This is a genomic window from Vibrio sp. HS-50-1 (genome assembly GCF_024747315.1).
Classification (GTDB): Bacteria; Pseudomonadota; Gammaproteobacteria; order Enterobacterales; family Vibrionaceae; genus Vibrio; species Vibrio diabolicus.
Genome location: NZ_JAMPZF010000024.1, coordinates 709,731 through 730,032, shown reverse-complemented (window position 1 = coordinate 730,032; position 20,302 = coordinate 709,731). Strand labels below are relative to the sequence as shown.

Genomic DNA, 20,302 nt, shown 5'->3' with positions numbered 1-20,302 from the left:
CCTTTTTTGTCGGCAGCCAAACTAACCCTTCATGACTTCAGCGAACGCTGAAAGAAAAGCGAGTTACGGCATCGCCAGTTGTTTCCATAAAGACAAACCAGAGGTTTTTGCATAAGGCACTCGCAGTGGCATAGGTTACCAATGCCATTGCGAGTGCTTGTTTGTTGTATAAGTACTTTCTTCGTTGAGGCTTAGCTGGTATCTATAAACGGCGTAATCCCCACATCAGATACAAACCGCCAATGAGAGACGCCATCAGCCCTGTTGGTATTTCTTGCGGGTAAAGAACTTGTCGTCCCAACCAATCGGCCAACAACATCACGCCGGAACCCAATATCGCGGCGCATAACATGTGTTGTGACGCTTTGTTAAAGCCAAATAAGCGAGCTAAATGCGGAGCCAGTAACCCAACAAAGCTAATAGGACCAACAACCAATGTCGCACTGACCGTGAGACAAGCAACTAAAAGCAGCAGTATCGCGCGCGAACGATCAACGCGAATCCCAAGTGCTTTAGAGGAAGCGGCGCCAACAGGAAGAATATCTAGCCATCTTACGCAGAGAAAACTCAACCCTATAAAGACAAGCGCAGATAAAGACAATGGGAGTAACGTTTCAACCGAAACATAGTAGGTAGACCCAGACAACCAAGCCAATGCTTGATAACTTCTTGGGTCACCAGTGGCTAGAATAAAGCTCTGTATTGCATTCATCAGTGCGGTAATAGCAATACCAGTCAACAAAATACGCTCCGGCTGAAAACCTGATTTACGGTTTAGCAGCACAATGACCAATACCGTCGCTAATGCACCTACAAGCCCGCCTAAAGAAAGAGTGAAAATTGACGAACCAAACCCAGTAAACATCGCGATGATCAATCCCATCGCTGTCCCTGAACTGATACCGATCACTTCAGGACTTGCCATTGGGTTTCCACTTAGGCGTTGAATCATGGTCCCAGCAATCGCCAACATTGCCCCCGCAATTGCTGCTGCAAATAATCGAGGCGCGCGCCATTCCAAAAAAATCCAATTTTGGCTAGAAAATAAGTTTGTCCACCCTTCATTTTGCACAGCAACCGTGGCAAAAAGAACAACGGAAATTAACGTGCCGATCAACGCCAATGAGATCGCTTTAGGGTTTAGCTTGTAAACATGTTGACGGTGTCGAGTTAACACTGTTTGAGTATGGCCCTGCGTCTTTTGTGATAAGCGAGGTAACAACCATAACAGTAGTGGAGCGCCCAATGCAGCCGTTGCTGCTCCCGTTGGTATAAAACTCGCCATCAGCCCTGGCAGTTGCTGAATAACCAAATCGGTTAAAGTCAATAACATGGCACCAATCAGCATTGATACCCAAAGCTTATGCTGGATTTTATTGATACCTATCAATCGAGTAATCGCAGGCGCTGCTAACCCGATGAAACCGATAATTCCTACTGCAGAAACTACCCAAGAAGTGATTAGTACCGCAAGCCCAAGACAGACAAAGCGCAGTTTGGCTAGCGAGACACCTAAACTTTTAGCACCTTGCTCAGAGAGCTCCAATAAGCTTAACGGCTTTGCAAACACAAATGCGATAACCGTGGCAAGTGCGATTCGAGGTGCAAGATACGAGAAATCTCCCCATCCGCTTTGAACAAGCGAGCCCGCTCCCCATATCATTAATCCATTCAGCTTTTCGGTATTCATCATCAGAATAACCGTACTTAATGATGCAAAGTACAGGTTTATCACTAACCCAGAAACGACGACAACCGTTGGAGATAACGCTCGTCGCCATGACAACAACATCACCAATCCCATCGATATCACACCGCCGATGAGAGCAACCAAATTAGGCGCAATATCCAACATCCAAGGTGCAAATAGCGTAGCTAACATCAGAGCAAAACTTGAACCGCTCGCCACACCAAGTGTCGTGGGTGAAGCGAGAGGGTTACGCAGAACTTGCTGCATCAATACCCCAGCAACCGCTAATCCAGCACCAGAAATAATCGTGGTGAAGACTCGAGGCCACCAGCTAAAGTGAAGTAAGACGGAATCGATAGATTGAAAGTTAGGTTTCCATAAACTGCTAAGAGCCAGTGAGAATGAACTTGCTTGATACAATTGGAAAGCACCAATAGAAAAGGTAAATGCCGAAAGTAACACCACAAGGCTTAAAGGCATGGTTTTCATTGTTCTAACTCCTCGACCTTACTCGCCGTAACTAACTCCGCGAACCGAAGCGCTGAAGGCATAGAACCAAAACTCCAAACAGGCGCGACTTGCATGACCTTCTCACCAGACTGTTGAACAACGTATTGCCAAAACGGATCTTGAGAGAGCTGCTTTTCGCCACCGTGAGGCAATGGCTCAACGATAACAATTTGGGCTCTTATACCTGCTAACTTATCGATGCCGACTAAGCTGAAGCCCCAGCTATTTGTCTCTTCGTTCCACGCATTACTCAGCCCAATCTTTTCGATAGCCTGAGAGTAAAGACTATTCTGACCAAAAACACGAACGTGCTTCGTATCCATAAACTGAATCATTAAAAGCGGCGGCTGGTCTTTGTTTATGCGCTGTTTTAATAAAGAGAAACGTTCTTCATATTTTTGTATAAGTGCCTCAGCTTCCGCTTCTCTTCCTAGCTCTTCACCAAACCTCCGAGTGAAACGAGTAAGTACCGACCAATCTGTAATCCCGCTTTCATATAAGTCAATCGTGGTAACGGGGGCGATATCGACTAAGCGATGCTTCATTGAGGAGAAGTACGGGGCAATAAAAATACGGTCAGGTCTGAGCTCGTAAATACGCTCTATATTGGGTTGAGTTCTTAACCCTACATCCTTAGTTTGAGGTGGTAACGGTGGCGATTTTACCCAAGCATCGTAATCTTGCCCTTGAGCGACGCCTACGGGCACGACCCCTAACGCCAACATCGTTTCAGTTTGTGTCCAATCAACCGACATCACCCGAGGTGACGCCTCAGCTACTGCTTGAAAGGAACTGACCAAAAGCGCACTAAGTGAGAGAACGAAAGAGAAATGCTTAAGTCGAGTGTTTGTACTGCTCATTATTCAACCTCTAGCTTGGCATCGCCACCGGATAACCCGCAGGGTGGTCAGAGATCTTCATCTCTATCCCGTATATGTCCCTCAGCTTAGGTTCAGTAAACACCTGTTCAACATTGCCTTGTGCAATCAAATCACCTTGATGTAATGCAACGATATGATCGCAAAAGCGCGCCGCTAAGTTGATGTCGTGCAATACGATAATAACGCCCAAACCCAACTCTTTACTGAGTTTAGAGATGAGCCTCAACATATCGACTTGATGGCTAATATCTAACGCAGACAAAGGCTCATCAAGAAGCAAATACTCGGTTTTTTGCGCTAATAGCATGGCTAGCCACACTCGTTGGCGCTCCCCTCCAGATAGCGTATCAACTAAGCGATCTGCGTATTTTAGTGTTCCTGTCATCGCCATTGATTCTTCAACAATGTCATGATCTTTCTTGCTCAAACGACCAAGTAAACCATGCCATGGGTAACGACCAAAACCGACTAAATCACGACCTAAAATACTGTCGGTCACCGGAAGATGCTGAGGCAAGTAGGCAATGTGTTGGGCGAATTTTTTCGCTGAGAGATCGTTAATGCTCGTTCCATGCAGAACCACGTCACCAGCGGTGTATGGCTGTTGCTGTGCCAGCAACTTTAACAATGTGGATTTTCCTGAACCATTGTGCCCAACAAGAGCGTATGTTTTTCCAGGTTCAAATGTCACATCAAACGCTTTTAGCAATGACTTGCCTTCAATCTCAAACTGGAGTGCTTTAGCTTCCAACATCCCTACTTCACCTAATAGCCATTCACAAATGAAAGCTAATCAATCGCTTTCATTCGTTCATCACGTTTGCCGTTCTTATTCAACAGAACGATTGATAAGGGAGGTTTTATATAACAACAAAGATACAAATGCAAACCGTTGTCATTATCATTACATCAGCAAGATCATTGAGAGAATTACTAAGCGTTAATGATTATTTGTTGCGGATGACTTCATTAGTGGATTGTCGGCAGGTCAACGAGAGCAGCGGTCTACCACTGCCCTCGCATAAATTTAAATGAATACTGCGGCGCATGAAGAAATGAGAAATGCCGCAGTGAATAAATTAATGACGAGCGTCAGCGCCAAACTCTACTTCTTTATAGATATCGGCCAGCGACTTTTTACCTTGTTTGTCTTTGGCTGAACGCTTTTTCTTCGTTTGATAATGGTATTCTTGCTCCTGAAGTGCTTGTTCGTGCTCTTTTGCTGACTCAACAAACTCAGGATTTGCAAGTGCTTGTTGGCGTAAGCGGTTTACTCTTTCAAGGGTTTCCCACAACATACTTCACCTCCAAACTTATTACTGTATATAAAAACAGTATTGTTTAAATATTCCTCCTCGTCAACATTTCAACTTCGTTACTGCTCTTCACATTAACCCCAAGCCTGTATAGTGCTCCGGATATTTGTGGATGATTTTCTTTATATAACCTTGATGCTCTCGCAGAGCATTAACACATTCTCGAGATAACCATCCCTGATATACCCATTTTTCAAGTTCTAACAATGCGTATGGGATGGACCACGCTTGTCTGTACGGATGGTGCGTCGTCATAAAATCAAAGGCATTCGCGACAGCCGTAATTTGCGCGGCGATTGGTATATCGTCACTGGTTAAACCATACGGATAACCAGTACCATTTAAGTTTTCGTATTGATAAGTAACCATCTGCAAAAACAAAGTCACACTCGGGTGAACCGGATTTCCGATACGAGCCACTATGTCATCGGCCGAGTCGATGCAACGCTCAATATGTTGCATCAATATCGCCTCTTGTTCTTGAGTATAATTTGTTCGGCGACTAGCAATTTCAACTGGCAGCTGAACATCACTGAGCGCATGGAATTGAGCAAAAATACCAATATCTTCGACCATTTCATCATTCAGGTGATAACGATCCGCTAACTGCGTTGCGATGACTTGGCTGTAGTACTTCATTCGTTTGGTATGCGCGTAAAACTCAGGGGAGTAGCCTGGCATCATACATTGCATTCGGTTCGCCAACGTTTCTATCGCGCTAACGACGTGGTCTTCTGATTCAACCGCAAATTGAATCATTTCGAAATAAGGTTTGAGACTATTCAACGCTTCTAAGCTAAACGCATTGGGCTGAGTGGAATTTAAAAACACAAAGCCTGTAAATGCTTTATTGTCGTAACAAGGAATCGCAACCGACGACTGGTATCCGTGTTTGAGTAAGGTTTGAACCCGAGGACAATGATTAATATCGTGAAGGTCTTCGACGATGCGAGGAATCGCGTTTTTGGAGGCAATATTGAGGTGGTGGAGTTTACGGAATGCTGACTCATGGTGGGCTAAACACCAAGTGTCGAACTCACTTTCTGCAAATGATTTGAGCACATCTTGGTCTGGGTGATATTTAGCAAATGACACCCTATCAATACACGGCAAGTGCGCCTGCATCCTGCCCTTTAGCGTTTGCAGTTGCTCATTAAGCGGTTTTGCAAACGGGTAAAAACTCCGGTGCGCCATACTTCACCTCCACACCCAAGCAGAGAAACAAGAGAAGCTCATTGTGTTGCAAATTCAATGGTATTTTGAGCGGTTTTCTCCACTTAAATTATCGATATACCACAACTTAAGTGTACGAAATAAAAGCACATTTCTACCAATTCTTTCACCGAATATCTTACGGTAATTTGATCCAGATTAAAAAAGCCAACGAGCGAAACTCGTTGGCTTAACAATACTGATTGATTACGATGGATTCAGTAACTAGAGGTTATTCAGAGAACGTTCTAAATAACTAGCCCAGAGCAGGAAGCACACCCAGCGTAATTAACAGCTGAGCTAATACGATACCTGTGCCAGCGATACCCGTTATCACTAATGCGCCTTGGCCACCAGCTACTCGGTACTCTCCTGTAAAATCATCCGATTTACGAACCTTGATCACCATAACCAGAGGTAAAAAGATGGCTAAAATCGCTAAGGCAATCGCTGCATAACCCAAAGCCATAATAAAGCCTTGAGGGTAAAAAAGTGCGAAGCCCAGCGGTGGGGTAAACGTCACGAGTGCCGCAACCAAGCGATTAGGCTTATCGTTGCTCCCTTTGATGGTATCACCCAAAAATTCGAATAGACCCAAACTCACACCAAGAAATGACGTTAACAGTGCCAAATCAGCAAATACACCGACAATGTTGCCTAAGTTTGATTGGTGCACCGTCTGCGATAGTTGACCAATAAGGGCGCTCAACCCGCCGTTTTCAATAAGCGTACTTTGGCTAACCACACCCAATGTCACGATCTGCCAAAAGATGTAAATCACGAGCGGGATCGTCGAGCCAATAATAACGGCTTTGCGCAAAGAAGAAGTATCGCCATCTAAGTAATTCACAATTGCCGGAATACTTCCGTGAAAACCAAACGAAGTAAAGATAACAGGAATCGCCGCTACAATAAGACCTTGCTCAATCGGCATACTCAATAAGTAAGATTCTGTAACGTTTGGAGCAAGAAAAGAAAGCACAGCAACCATCGCAACAAGTTTCATCGCGAACAACACGCGGTTAACTTTATCGACCGTACCTGTACCAACTGTCACAACTAAAGTCACAATCAAGGTAAAGATTATCGTTGATGTAGGCCCTGAAATATCAAGGTCAAACCATTGTGCAAGGCGCTCTCCGAACTGAGCACCACCGCCAGCGATGTACGCTGCACACAATGAGTAGAACAGAAACAGCATCGCAAAACTTGCCACCCACTTGCCTTTTTGGCCTAGGATCTGTTTCGCTAAAGTATGAAGAGTTGCACTACTTTCTGCATGCTGATGAAGCTCAAGCATGAGTAAGGCAGTGAAAGCCATCAGAGCCCATAAACTGAGCATGATGATGATTGAAGTTGAAAAACCAATGCCGGCAGAGGCAAGTGGAAGGGCTAGCATGCCAGCACCGATTGTAGTTCCCGCGATAATTAGAGTACTACCGAATACTTTAGAACGACTCATTGTATATTTATCTTTACACTTTATTAGGAATTATCGGTATTAGATCGGGCAACGGCGTACCGAAACCAACACCATATTTGTAATGCTGTCGATATTGTAGGATCTTCAGCAGAAGATCAAGCAAAGTGTAAGGATAAAAAACCATAAGTGTAAATAATAACTTACACACTACTAATTTCCAACAATAGCTGAGTACATTCTTCCCTGCTCATGAACTTAGGGACAGGGTAATTCCAGTGCGCCTCTTTCAGAATTAAATCTACAAGCGCATCAGCATCTTCGCGCTGAATGAGTGCACTTTTCTGCTTAATATCAATGCTTGCAAACAAAGACTCCACATGCGTCAAAAAGTGTTGAGCACTCGCCTCACCTGACTGCCCTTCGGCCGTCAACGCATCGAGTTTTCTTAGTTGAGGCTCTATCTCTGATAATGAAAAGCGCAGCACAGGTAACAAGGCTAATCCGTTTGCCATGCCATGAGGTATTCCATATTTCGCACCGAATGTGTGAGCAAACGCATGAACATAACCCAAACTCGCTTTCGTAAATGCTAAACCTGCGTAATAGGATGCCATGGCCATTTTATGTCGAGCTTCAACATCATCCCCTTGTTCTACGACCCGAGGAAGATACTTAAAAATTAACTTAATGGCCGCAACAGAATAAGCCCTAGTTTCTTGAGTAGCATTTCTCGACACATACGCCTCAATAGCGTGAGTTAATGCATCAACGCCAGTATCAGCCGTGATCTTAGGAGGCAAACCAATCATTAAATTCGCATCTAAAGCTGCCATTAGTGGCACCAACTTTGGATCCATCAAAGGGGTTTTAATGTGTGAGGAGGGATCTGATACGACCGCGGCGATGGTGACCTCACTTCCTGTTCCTGCGGTCGTTGGAATAGCAAACAGAGGCGCTGGCATTCGCCATACTTTCAATAGTCCAGCTAACTTTTTTATTGGCCGTTTATTGGTAACTTTCGCAGCAATGACCTTTGCGCAGTCCATTGCCGAGCCACCACCCAAAGCTAATATGCCCTCACAATGAAAACGATAGTAAGCCTCTAGACCGCTTTCTACCTGATCATAGGTAGGATCGGGCTGCACTTTCGAGAAAACATCTAACTGTAAATCGAGTTGTGCTGCCGCCTTGAGCACCTTATCGACAATACCGACTTGGACTAACCCTTCGTCGGTAACTAATAAGACGCGTTTAAATCCCAGTTCGGTCATCGGTTCTAATAGCTCATTCATCGAACCAGGGCCGGAAAACAAGGTTGGTCTCGGCATAGGAAGGATAAGAGCTGCTATTTTTAGCCCTGCGGTGTAGGTCCGATATAAGCGATGCTTCAACATACGAAATCCTTTTCATTTAGAGCTATCATTCTAGCTACTTTTATCACCTATGCTTACTTTGCAATCACACATTTTTTAATTAAGTCATTCCATCAACACATAAATGCTGCTGAGGGAGTAATACCGTTATCTTGATCTCCCCACACCACATGAGCTGTAGAGAAAATTATTTTTTATGATTTTCCATTAGCGTTACCTTAATAACTCACCCCCCTTCGGCTTTGCCGATCATAAAGTGGTTATTGAAGGTGCCTTATCATTCATACAAACTCAAAAATATGGATTCTGCTTAATCACATAACGGTACGGTATATCAGTAATCTAATCCGAACATCACTTATAAAAATACAAATAAGAATGCGTTACATCATGATTTATTGTCGTTTTCAAATAAGTCAATAAAAGCAACAATAATCTTTCAAAACTAATACTTAGTTCAAATAACTGACTCTTAATCATGAGCTTCAGGTGATATTGTTATGCAACTAGGATTATTATCCGCCCCATAATTAAAACTACGTCTAAACGCCCACCTTTTTGGGGTCTATTCGCTGTCGTACCCAATTTTCCTATCACCTTCTGATTTGGGTTTCGCGTGGGCTAATTAGCAATGTCGGTATAAACCATGAATCATTCTTGCCATTCCCATACGGACACGGGCTTTGAAGTCGATCTAAAACAAGCACTTATCTGGGTTGCTCGAGCACTCGATTATGTCGGTGTTGACGATACTCACCACAGCCATCGTGTCGCTTATATCGCTTACCAATGTGCTCGCGTCATGGGTTGGGAGCCAGAAAAAGCGGAGTTTTGTTACTTCGCGGGTATGATCCACGACTGTGGAGTCTCCGAAACACAAGAACATAAAATGTTACTTGGAGAGCTGGTGCCACAAGACGTGAAAACACACTGCTTAAGAGGGTACCGAAGCCTCAAGCAGTGTCGTTTGTTGCGCCAATTTGCGACACCAGTTCTTTACCACCATACACATTGGAGCGAACTAAAAGAGCTCGATTTACCGCCTTTTGAAAAAGAGGTGGCCGCCCTGCTCTACTTATCAGACCGCCTTGATTTTATGCGCTCAAAATACGTCATGAACTGCCACTGTGACATTGTCACGCTTCATGAGAAATTGATTGCTGAGTGCATCATGGCAAACGTTGGAACCTTGTTTAATCCAAGCATGGCCGAAGCAATGATTAAACTCGTCATGACCGACGCGTTTTGGTTCGCGATGGAGTCGGAAAATATTGAAACCATAGGCCTAAATTTTAAAAGCATTGATTGGCTTCAAAAACAATTAACCATCCAAGATATGAACAGTTTGGGAATGTTTATCGCTCAAATTGTCGATGCAAAGAGCCCGTTCACTTATCAACATTCACAAAAAGTAGCGGAATTATCTCGTTATCTAGCAATTAAGCTTGGGCTAAACGAGCACGACCAAGAAATGTTATATATTGCGGGGCTGGTGCATGATATTGGAAAGTTAAAAACACCAGATGAAATCCTTCACAAAGAAGGCTCTCTAAACAAACAAGAGTACACACGCATTAAACGCCATACCATTGATACTCAGCTCGCATTGCATAAGGTCTTCCCTAACGCGAAAATAGCGGAGTGGGCTTCCAATCATCATGAACGTTTAGACGGCTCGGGCTATCCCTATCACAAAACAGGCGACGAGCTCGATGTTCCATCGCGTATCATTGCTGTCGCGGATGTCTTCCAAGCCCTGTCTCAAGATCGCCCCTATCGAGGACGAATGACTCAAACACAGATCGCCGACATTATGGGTGAGCAAATAGCCAAAGAGGAGCTCTGCTCTAACGTTTATGCGGTATTAGAACGAAACATGACAGAGTGTTACGAACTCTCAACCGACGTTTAATCAAAACAGGGGCGAACACACGCCCCCTTTTTTAGGATGATAAGACTAGGCCGACAAACAGCTACCTAGCAATATCAAGTAAATTATCTCGCACACCATTGATTCTGAACCAACCAGCGATACTAAAACGCTCGGCATTAGTTGGTAACACCTCATGTGGGAACTGCTCTGATAAGAATACGAACAAACGCCCTGAGCGTGGGGGAATGGTTGCAATTTTATTGTCATTCAAATCGTATACTACTAATTCACCCGCGTCTTCTTCCGTCCAGGATTCGTTCATATAAAAAACGGTCGTCAATCGACGGTTTTCGTTACCTTTGAAGCAATCTAAATGTTTTTGGTAGAAGTCCCCTTTCTCGTACTTGGCAAAATGAGCTTCGTACTCAAAAAGTCCAAGAAACAAGTGACGGTTCACTTCTTGGCGGATCTCTTCCATTTTATCCAAGTAAGAAGCAACAGCATGCCCCATATTTGGCGATAACCATTGAATCTTGTCACTTCGAATAGATTCAATACGAGTCACATCATCGTTACGACCAATACGTGCTTTTTTCCAATTGCTTGGAATGCAATCTCGCAGTTGAGCCACCTCTTGTTCAGAAAGAAAATCATCCCAGATGTAGTAGCCATTGGTTGCTAACGCATCGATCATTTTATTCATTATTTTCGTTCACTCGTGTTAGTTGGGCGCTCTATATAAAAAATCTGCGACACAACAACAAATGCGATTTTTTATCGAGACGACAATGAAGCAAAACGAGAATTAAAAATGACGATACAAGATACAAAAATGCCGCTCATGTGAGCGGCAATGTCGTTTGTTATTGACGAGCTTCTAATCTCGTTGCTCGAATTCGCAACGGACGAAGACGCTTAATGCTAGGACGCTGTTTGTTTTTTAGCTGGATATGACAAAGTTCCAGAATCAAACCAAATGCCATCGCAAAGTACACATAACCTTTATTGATATGAATTGCGAAGCCTTCTGCCATCAATAAGCCACCCAATAAAACCAGGAACAGCAATGCCAACATTTTAAAGCCGGGATAGCGCGTCACCAGATTATTGATTTTTTCAGCAGTCATTACCATCACGATTGCAGACGAGACAATCGCCGCGACCATAAGCGGGACATCACTTGTCAAACCGACGGCGGTTATCACCGAGTCCATTGAGAATACCGCATCCACAGCAACAATCTGCAGCAGTACTACCGCTAATCCAGTACGAGCATGAGTCGAGTGGCCAGATTCATTGTGATTTAACCAGCTCCACAACTCTTTCAGGCTTTTTGCCAATAAGAATGCACCACCCGCGATCATGATCACGTCTCTTCCGGTAAACGCTTGGTTTGCGACGGAAAACAGTGGTTGAGTCAACTGCATAATCCAAGAGATAGAAAAAACCAATGCAATACGAGCAATAACAGCAAGGCCGATGCCAAGGTTTCTTGCCAGTTTACGTTGGTGCTGTGGCAATCTTTCACATAGGACGGAGATAAAAACGACGTTATCAACGCCTAAGACAATTTCAAGCGCAAACAAAGTGGCAAAAATCGCCCAAGCCTCTGGTTGCATGAAAAGTTCTAACATGAGTACGCCTCCAGTGATGGGAAGACATACGGTGAAGGGTTCTGTCGACTAAAGGGGTCGTCCATTAATTATTTATACCTCTGTTACTTAAGGATCTTGAGTAAATCACCAAACAATCAACAACACAATGGCTATTTTTAATAGGTAATGACGGCTTTTCATTCGTACACAAACTATTCAGCCCTCGCACTAGAAAGATAAATAAAATAGAAATTCTAAAATTGAAGAAAGGAAAACGCCAAAGACCTAACAAATCCAAGAGAGTTCTTTAATCTTACAAAGCTCAAATTATTTTTACGCAACACGTTAAATACATTGAGCTCAAAGCGAAAGATGCTCATTTACGAGATAAACAATAGTAAAAATTTGTTTCATCCTGATATACTGCCAAAAATCATAAGAAACCATGCTATTTATGGACTACATTGCTCTTTCACGCATTAGCCTAAAACATCTCACTGTATTGCATATGTTGTTAACCACTCACAGTGTTACGCTTGCCGCAGAGCGCCTGTGTGTAACACCTTCGAGCGTCAGTAAAACACTTGGGCAATTACGTGAAACGCTGAAAGATGATCTTTTCTATCGCGATGGTACTCGCTTGGTACCAACAGCATTTGCGCTGCACATTGGCCCCTCAATCCATGGCATACTCTCTAGCATGAATGGATTATTACATCAGGGCTCATTTAATCCAGCTTACTATCAGGGCAGTTTCTCATTAGCTATGCGTGAAAGTTCGTTTGAGCTTTTTGCGCCAGTTCTACAACATTTATCTCAGCAACTCGGTAATCACGCACATTTGAATGTGCATGCAAAAGAGGAAATGAGTTTCGATGCGTTGGTAAGAGGCCAAGTGGACTTTTTGCTGCTTCCACACGATCTTAGTCAGCCGCCCACGCAAAACAAAGACTTGGTATGGCAAACCATTCTGAAAGACGAAATGGTTTGTTTAATGGGACCATCAAATCCACTCTCTAAACAGCCTTTGTCTGTTGAAAGCTACCTCTGTGCAAGACACATTGGGATTCATGATAAAGATCTCTCACAACCTTATTTCGAGCAGAACCTCACACAAAGGCACTCGAAGCGAAACATGGCTATGCGTGTAGCGGATTTTGGCTCAGCTGCGGTGATGTGTCAGCACTCAGATTACTTGTTCACCTGTTCCAAACTTTGGGCAAGGGCGGCCATGCAAGCAAAAGGCTTGGTTGAACAATCCCTTCCATTCGATTATGGACAGGTAGCCTACAGCCTCGTTTGGAACAAAGCGAGCTTGAACGATCCGGCTTTAAAATGGCTACAAAAACAATTGCTCGATGCCTGTGCCATGCTAGACGCGTGCGATGCGTGAGTAAGATAACGAATCAAAACTGCATTACGTGAGTACAGTCGGCACTGCGATGGGGTTACTCACGTAACGTAAAAGTTCTGATTTTAAGCGTTCGATATCATGGCGAGAGCACGCATCCCAGGTTAGCGCCTCCCCCATGACTCCGTGATGTTGAAATGCATTTAAACGGATAAGCACCGATTCAGGTAAAGTACTCAAATAGCGCCCAATCGCTACGATTTCTATATCTAAATCACTTTTCCCTGGAATATGCAGTAACCGAACTTCATACAATTTTTCATGCTTTGCAAGGTACTGAAGCGTTTTGAATACACGATGATTATCACGCCCAGTTAGCCACTGGTGCGTCTCTGTCTGCCACGATTTCAAATCGATCATCGCACCGTCCAGAAAAGGAAGCACACGCTGCCAACCTGTCACTGATAAAGAGCCATTGCTGTCGATGAAACAAGAAAGGTGCTGTAACTCAGGATCTTGCTTCATCCCTTTAAACAGCTCAATAATGAAAGGAAGTTGTAAGGTAGATTCCCCACCGGATACTGTAACACCACTGATGAAAAAGCGATGCTTGCGTATCAAATCGAGCATTGTTACCACAGAGTAGTCAGTAATTTTTGGATTAGATTGGTTCTGACATATCTCTATACAATGATCGCAGTGGGTGCACTCCTCTTTAAGCCAAACAACGTTGTTGTTTTCGTCGAACTTCAGTGCGTCTGCCGGGCACTCACTCACACAATCACCACAGTGATTACAATGGTTTATTGTATGAGGGTTATGACAGTTCAAACACTGATAGTTACAACCCTGTAGAAAGATGACTAGACGATTTCCTGGCCCATCAACACAAGAGAAAGGAAGGATACGAGTGACTTTTGCCAAAAGGCTTCCACTTCGTCTAGACATCTTGTTCTTTCCTAAACCGACCTTTACGCCTGCGTGTAGGTCGGTGTCATTTCATGACTCACCACACGTGGTGAGCGTTCTAAAATCCCAGTATTTCTTGCCGCCTCTGCTCCCAGAAACGTCGTATTGGTTCTCGAACCTTCTGCATCATATTTTGCGATATCAGAAAGTTTGACCATGTATCCCGTAACGCGAATCAAATCATTTGAGGCCACATTCGCGGTAAACTCACGATAACCAGCATTTAACGCCCCTTTGCACAAATTGAACATCGCTTCTGGGTTTGATTTCACCGTTTCATCAATCGTCAAAATATCGCTGATACCTGCACGATAATACTGGTGATGCTCAGCTGTTGCTTGTACATAAGTGACAGGGTCTGGCTCCGTGCCATAAGGAAGACGCACACCTGGCGTAACGCCAAGATCTAAGCTAATACCACCTTGAGCATGTAAGAGCGCTTTGCCATCCAAACCATATTTCACTGGGGTTGACTCCACTAGTTTCGCCAGTGTGGCTGAAACATCATGAGCAAAGGCATTCGCACGTTCATCTTTTCCGTACTGCCCCGTTTGGCCTTCTTTTTCGAACAGAAGATTCACCGCTTCTGCCATACCATAAATGCCATACATTGGTGCGAAACGGGACTCTTCAATCAACCCTTCTTGCGTCAAAAATCCTTGAAAGAAATTGGACTTTTCATGCAAGTGCGTACTTCTAGCGTCCATCAACTCAACCATTAATTGATGGTATAAAGGCAAAACACTGTTTAAGAAGTCGTTACAATCCGATGCTCGTTCTGCAACTTCTTTTAGGTTCATTCGCACCAGCGTGTTTGAGCCACCAGCCAGTGGCAGTGAATTGTAGCAACTTACAATACCAAAACGTGAACCGCTGTAGGCTTTCGAGTGCACAGGGTAATTGGCAATATGAGGCTTACTACACTCGCAAATATTCTGCGTCGCTTGACGAAGTAAATCATCAGGCGTGACCGACTCGTCGTACATGAAAGTAAGATTTGGCGCAATCTGCTTGAGCTCGGCGTCCACTTTTAAAATAGTGCGACAAATAATGTTGTCTGTCGGTCCGACATTCACGTGCATAAACGCATCTGGCAATGTGCGATCCAACATGATCCAAAAATGTTTTAACTTTTTGTAAATTTGATTCTCTGTCAGGTCGCCTATGTAAGGCAGTAAGACATGATCCAACTGACCTAAATACACCGGAATATTCGTTACCGATGGAACATGATGGTAAATGATGGTGAGCATATTCAGCGCATCATCGAAATCGGCAGCTGGAAGCAACTCTAGATACTCAGAGCCTTGCGATAGGAACTTAGCGTAATCAGGCAGCACATAGCGTGGTTTGAAAGGTGCATGGCCTTCAAACATATCACAGATGATTCCTTCATCCATTGCTTGTCTTAGCGATGGGGAAATCGACATGTAAGGAATACATGCTTCCGCCTCCAAGGCCAAAAAGTTCGACTTTTGTTTTGGAGAAAGACGAACATCAGTCGCAATGTCTAGAAAACGTTGTTGTAGTTCAGAAAGGCTTTTCATCTGAGATGTCCCTGAAAAAGTAACCACAAACCCACAAGATAAAACATGGATTCTACCCCTAAAGAGTAACGTGATTTTACTCCGGCTTACCTGTTGCCACTAATGAAAATAAACAAAACGTCTATTTCCATAATGGAAATAAGCTAACGCTAAATTAGGTTATTGCAACTTACGCTATTGAAATAATCCAACCATGCACCGAACACGCGCTTTCTCATCGGTTTGCCGTCGACAACATGACGCCCGCGCTAATAAATACTCCGCCAGTCAGGCGATTGAACAACTTGGCTCTTCCAGCGACAAACAGCCAGTCTGAAGCTTTTACACCTAATAATGCATAAAATGTTAGCCAACTTAGCTCAAACACCACAAATGTAGATGCAAAAATCGCGTATTGAGCCAGCAAAGGCGCAGAGGGATCAATGAACTGAGGAAACAAAGCGGTAAAAAAGACAATCGCTTTCGGGTTACTAGCGCCAACAATAAAACCACTGGTGAACGCGCTGATCGTATTCGAGGAGCTTTGGACGGCTGCCGTTTTGTCAAAATCCGTTTGAGAAGAGCGCAGCGCTTGAATGCCTAACCAGATTAAATAAGCGGCACCACACCATTTGATGATATTGAAGACCAGCTCAGATGAGGCAATCACAACCCCTAACCCGGTAAAAGAAAGCGTTAATATAATAGTGATCGCTGATAAACTGCCTAGCGCAGTCATGAGGGCAATACGAAACCCACTACTCACACCTTTACTTAAACACAGCAATGAGCTTGGCCCAGGCGATGCAGTGAGCACCAAAATGGCCAGGGTGTAAAAAATCCATGTATCAATTTGCATTGGCATCCCTTCCCGCAAAAAGTTGAGGGTTATATCTCAATCTTTATTGAGATATTCCTAGCTCAGTTTCCATCCATGAAACTCGATTCTTTAATAACCACCTAGTCCCTACATAATTTAGAAACCATTAATAGATAGTTATGCAATCAAAATACGCTCTGCATGCAAGGTTGTAAAGCATGTTTATTTTTCTTAATCATAAAAAGGCTTGGGATCGATTTCTAACGATGACGGAGCGACTGCTCTTTCTATTTTGTGTAGGCTATTTTTCAAATCGACCATCGCCACATCGATATAACGCTGATATTTGCGTGAGTAAAAACACTTCACTTCTGGCTTTAAAGCTTGAGAGTCATTTGAGGACCAAACAATACCAACACGCCCATCACTCAACTCAACAATAGAGCCCACTGGGTACATCCCAACGCAATTAATGAACTTGTAGACTAGGTCTGCATCTAAATGAAATGGCGTTAAACTCAACAATATTTTAAACGCCTCTGCTGAGCTCATGCCTTTTTTGTAGCAGCGATCGGCCGTCAATGCATCGTAAATATCAACAATACAACTCATGCGGCCGTGAATCGGAATCTCATCGCCCTTCAAGCCTCTAGGGTAACCATTGCCATCTAACTTCTCATGATGCATCAAACAGACATCGCGACTCACATCACTAAGGCCCTTTACATGGAGAATAATCTCACCAGCGAACACTTGATGTAGCTTCATGTGTTCAAACTCTTCAGGTGTTAGCTTTGCTGGTTTATGCAAAATCTTGTCATCAACTTTAATTTTACCTACATCATGAATGATGCCACCAATAGCGAGCTGCTTTAATGTCTGCTTATCTAACCCCAAGTACTTACCAAATGATACTAAAAGGCAAGCCACATTGACGGAGTGTTCCAACAAGTAGGAGTCTTTTTTTCGGAGTGCAGAAACACATTGCAACGCATCTGAGTCGATAAAAACGCTTTCAATGACATCATCGGCCCAAGCTTCTACCTCATCAACTTCAATGATTTTGCCTTCAAAAGTTTGATTCAATAGTTTCTGCGCCAGATCTTTTGCTTCCGCAATTAGCTTTTTGGCTCGTTTATGTTGAACATCTCTCGAGCGATAAGCGCGTTGAACCTTCGAAAAGTCAGAGGACTTGGGCTCTCGCTCCTCTTCTACGGCAACAATGGATTCATCCACAGGCTTAAAGACACACTTCTGAGAAGATAATGTTTGATCTACCCAAACATACTTCACGCCGCTCGCGGTAAGCTTCTTAATGCCCTCTGGGCTAGATATCCGCCCTGCATTGGCTAAATTTACGCGCTTGTTGTGCTCTATCGCGGTAACAAACATACCAACGCCGACATCAGCGAGCGCAATTTTGATTGAATTTTTTGGATCGTACTGCATAAAAAGAAAGCTTACTCGATATTAACGGCAGTATTATAAGAGATTTGATTAATTGGCGTGATAATAAATTAGAATTGATTACTATTAATGAGCATCCTGTCAATTAATAACCCATCGCTATCACTAAGCCCTTTTTGTTAATATGGTCTTTAGCCTAGCAAATATACAGATATGACACTCAAGAGCAGAACCTCTAACCGACACGTCTTAAAATAACTTGAGGATAATTATTCATAAATATTTATAGATTGCGGACAGCATCAATAACTGTATTTTATAAATGATTTTTACTGTTGACTATTTTTTATAAATGTCGATGATTAGCCGCCTAATCTTAGTATGTTATTAACCTAGTAGCGCATAAAATGATAGCCAAACAATTTGAACTGATACTTTTGTGATTGTAATGTACGCCAACAGATCAACTCTATGTTATCAAACCCCCACACTCATCTCTGATGCTAACACGCTCGAGGAGGAAATATCTTGACCACCATATTTGACCAACAAGCCTCAGATAGTGACCGAGAGTTCCTGAAAATCGTTGAAGAACGATTCATTCATATCTTCGACGTATTTAACGAAGGCCTCTTCTACATGGATGAGTTTGGTACCATGGTATTTTACAACAAAGGCTTCTATGAACAGCTCGGTATTAACGCTGGCCGAATCAGTTTAGAGCAATGGTTAGAGCTTGTTCACCCTCTTGATCGAGAAAGGCTGTCCACAAGAGTCGATGCGCACATCACGACCAACAATAAGAGGGTTACAACCACTTACCGAGTGCGTAAACCCAATGGACAATACGTCTGGATAGAAGGCGTAGCCATGACCAAAGAAACAGAACATGGCCATTACATGGTTGGCAGCCATCGCGATATTTCTGAGCGTAAGCTGATGGAAAGTTACATCCATCAAGTTGCATTTCATGACAACGCGTCAGGCATGGCTAACCGCGCCCATCTCTTGCTGGATATCGAAGACAGTGTACGTACCACCGATTCTTGCGCGTCTATTTGTTATATTCAGATCGAAGACATCAAATCTTACTTGAATCAATATGGCAGCGAACTGGTCGATGGATTAGTAGAGAAGTTGCTACAAACTCTCAGTCACTTGCCCTCTCCAAACAGCTCGGTGTATCGCGTGCATGATGATGACTTTGCGATTTTGATTCACGATGAGTGCTCAATAGAAGCGCTACAGAGTTACGCTGAAAGTTTAAAACAAACCTACCATGAAGCGGTGATTGAAGAAGGCCAATACCTAGGTAGCAACATTAGCATTGGTTTGTATCCTTGTATTGACCCTAGTCACTCCGCAGAGGAGATTTTACGTAAAGCGGCAAGAACTTGTCAGTACGCGAGCGAACAAAATAGAGACCGCGTCGCGGTCTACAGTGAGAAGACGCAGCATGCCGTTGATCGCTACTTCTTTATTGAGCAAGGTCTTAAAAGTGCGCTAGAAAAACAGACATTAAGTGTTAAGTTTCAGCCAATTATTGACGCCAAAAGCTCAAAAGTGGTGAGCTTCGAATCGCTAGTTCGCTGGCGTAGCAAAGAGTTTGGCGAAATTTATCCTGACGAATTCATCCCCGTCGCAGAGAACAAAGGATTGATCGTCGAACTAGGATATCAAGTATTTGCCAAAGCGTGTGAATTCATCAAAAACTACCGTGAACGTTACCAAAACCAAGTTCGTGTTAACGTGAACGTTTCTGTACTTCAGTTGATGAACAGCGAATTCCCTACGCGAATTAAAGCCATGGCGGATGAAGCTGGCGTTGACCCCGAGTCTATTGTTTTGGAGCTGACAGAAACGTTTATTTTGGATAATAACCAAACGGCTATTGCCCCTCTAAGCACGCTCAGGGAGTTAGGTTTTGCACTCTCGCTCGATGACTTTGGCTCTGGTTACAGTTCATTAAATAGCTTCTTCGACTTGCCGATGACACAAATCAAAATTGATAAGTCGATGGCATGGAAGACACTGACCAATCGCTCTTCTCAAGAGTATTTGAAGTTTCTTATCACTATGTGTCAGGAAAATAATATTGAAGTGGTGATAGAAGGCATCGAAAACGCAAAAATGTGTGACTTCTTTTCCGAGATGGGCGTCGATTATTTGCAAGGTTATTGGTTCTCTAAACCACTCTCTGTTGCCAGTGCCAGTCGCTATTCATTGAGCTAAACCGTTCTTCGGCGAAATAATCCCAGAATTAACGATATTCCGCACGGCCACGTTAAGCATGCTGAACTACTCACAGTAAATTTCAGACACTAACTGGCCGTGACGAAAACAACCTTAGAGAGCC

General features: G+C 43.5%; 16 protein-coding genes. 3 read left to right on the top strand and 13 right to left on the bottom strand.

Annotated elements, in window-relative coordinates; translation table 11 throughout:
• Positions 1-202: 202 nt before the first annotated feature.
• From fhuB to NDJ01_RS12885, 7 genes are all read right to left on the bottom strand, one after another.
• Positions 203-2,179 (bottom strand): Fe(3+)-hydroxamate ABC transporter permease FhuB, encoded by a 1,977-nt coding sequence (gene fhuB / locus NDJ01_RS12915; protein WP_258586804.1) that lies wholly within the window; start codon positions 2,177-2,179, stop codon positions 203-205.
• Positions 2,176-3,060, bottom strand: coding sequence for an ABC transporter substrate-binding protein (locus NDJ01_RS12910; protein ID WP_258586803.1), 885 nt, complete (start codon positions 3,058-3,060; stop codon positions 2,176-2,178). Before NDJ01_RS12910 ends, fhuB begins: the two co-directional genes overlap by 4 nt.
• 10 nt (positions 3,061-3,070) lie before the next feature.
• On the bottom strand, positions 3,071-3,835 hold the full coding sequence (locus NDJ01_RS12905; protein WP_152812195.1) for an ABC transporter ATP-binding protein: 765 nt from the start codon (positions 3,833-3,835) through the stop codon (positions 3,071-3,073).
• A gap of 325 nt (positions 3,836-4,160) precedes the next feature.
• Complete coding sequence (locus NDJ01_RS12900; protein WP_005377723.1) at positions 4,161-4,379, bottom strand: hypothetical protein; 219 nt, start codon at positions 4,377-4,379, stop codon at positions 4,161-4,163.
• 87 nt (positions 4,380-4,466) lie between these two features.
• The gene (locus tag NDJ01_RS12895) at positions 4,467-5,591 is read right to left on the bottom strand and encodes an HD-GYP domain-containing protein (protein WP_046875226.1); all 1,125 of its coding nucleotides are present in this window, start codon (positions 5,589-5,591) and stop codon (positions 4,467-4,469) included.
• 274 nt (positions 5,592-5,865) lie between these two features.
• Positions 5,866-7,071: an aromatic amino acid transport family protein gene (locus NDJ01_RS12890; RefSeq protein ID WP_258586802.1), complete on the bottom strand. Its 1,206-nt coding sequence runs from the start codon at positions 7,069-7,071 to the stop codon at positions 5,866-5,868.
• Positions 7,072-7,232: 161 nt separating this feature from the next.
• Positions 7,233-8,426: an iron-containing alcohol dehydrogenase gene (locus tag NDJ01_RS12885; protein ID WP_258586801.1), complete on the bottom strand. Its 1,194-nt coding sequence runs from the start codon at positions 8,424-8,426 to the stop codon at positions 7,233-7,235.
• Positions 8,427-9,051: 625 nt separating this feature from the next.
• Between NDJ01_RS12885 and NDJ01_RS12880 the strand changes: the two genes are divergently transcribed.
• Positions 9,052-10,317, top strand: coding sequence for an HD domain-containing phosphohydrolase (locus tag NDJ01_RS12880; protein WP_258586800.1), 1,266 nt, complete (start codon positions 9,052-9,054; stop codon positions 10,315-10,317).
• Positions 10,318-10,378: 61 nt separating this feature from the next.
• Here NDJ01_RS12880 and NDJ01_RS12875 read toward each other — a convergent pair whose 3' ends face one another.
• Both NDJ01_RS12875 and NDJ01_RS12870 read right to left on the bottom strand, forming a co-directional pair.
• Positions 10,379-10,981, bottom strand: a complete 603-nt coding sequence (locus tag NDJ01_RS12875) for a 2OG-Fe(II) oxygenase (RefSeq protein WP_005394168.1) — start codon at positions 10,979-10,981, stop codon at positions 10,379-10,381.
• A gap of 160 nt (positions 10,982-11,141) precedes the next feature.
• Positions 11,142-11,912 (bottom strand): TerC family protein, encoded by a 771-nt coding sequence (locus tag NDJ01_RS12870; RefSeq protein ID WP_258586799.1) that lies wholly within the window; start codon positions 11,910-11,912, stop codon positions 11,142-11,144.
• Positions 11,913-12,327: 415 nt separating this feature from the next.
• On the opposite strand from NDJ01_RS12870, the gene NDJ01_RS12865 reads away from it, so the two are divergent.
• Positions 12,328-13,266, top strand: coding sequence for a LysR family transcriptional regulator (locus NDJ01_RS12865; protein ID WP_047008735.1), 939 nt, complete (start codon positions 12,328-12,330; stop codon positions 13,264-13,266).
• A gap of 24 nt (positions 13,267-13,290) precedes the next feature.
• On the opposite strand, the gene NDJ01_RS12860 is transcribed toward NDJ01_RS12865, so the two are convergent.
• The 4 genes from NDJ01_RS12860 to NDJ01_RS12845 form a co-directional block, all read right to left on the bottom strand.
• Positions 13,291-14,172 carry a YjjW family glycine radical enzyme activase gene (locus NDJ01_RS12860; protein WP_006741577.1) on the bottom strand — a complete coding sequence of 294 codons (882 nt, stop codon included), beginning with the start codon at positions 14,170-14,172 and terminating at the stop codon, positions 13,291-13,293.
• A 23-nt stretch (positions 14,173-14,195) separates the two neighbouring features.
• Positions 14,196-15,740 (bottom strand): YjjI family glycine radical enzyme, encoded by a 1,545-nt coding sequence (locus NDJ01_RS12855; protein WP_258431027.1) that lies wholly within the window; start codon positions 15,738-15,740, stop codon positions 14,196-14,198.
• A gap of 214 nt (positions 15,741-15,954) precedes the next feature.
• Positions 15,955-16,578 (bottom strand): LysE family translocator, encoded by a 624-nt coding sequence (locus NDJ01_RS12850; protein ID WP_104971648.1) that lies wholly within the window; start codon positions 16,576-16,578, stop codon positions 15,955-15,957.
• A gap of 192 nt (positions 16,579-16,770) precedes the next feature.
• The gene (locus NDJ01_RS12845) at positions 16,771-17,988 is read right to left on the bottom strand and encodes an HD-GYP domain-containing protein (protein ID WP_005394162.1); all 1,218 of its coding nucleotides are present in this window, start codon (positions 17,986-17,988) and stop codon (positions 16,771-16,773) included.
• 486 nt (positions 17,989-18,474) lie between these two features.
• On the opposite strand from NDJ01_RS12845, the gene NDJ01_RS12840 reads away from it, so the two are divergent.
• Positions 18,475-20,178: a bifunctional diguanylate cyclase/phosphodiesterase gene (locus tag NDJ01_RS12840; protein WP_124008828.1), complete on the top strand. Its 1,704-nt coding sequence runs from the start codon at positions 18,475-18,477 to the stop codon at positions 20,176-20,178.
• Positions 20,179-20,302: the final 124 nt, after the last annotated feature.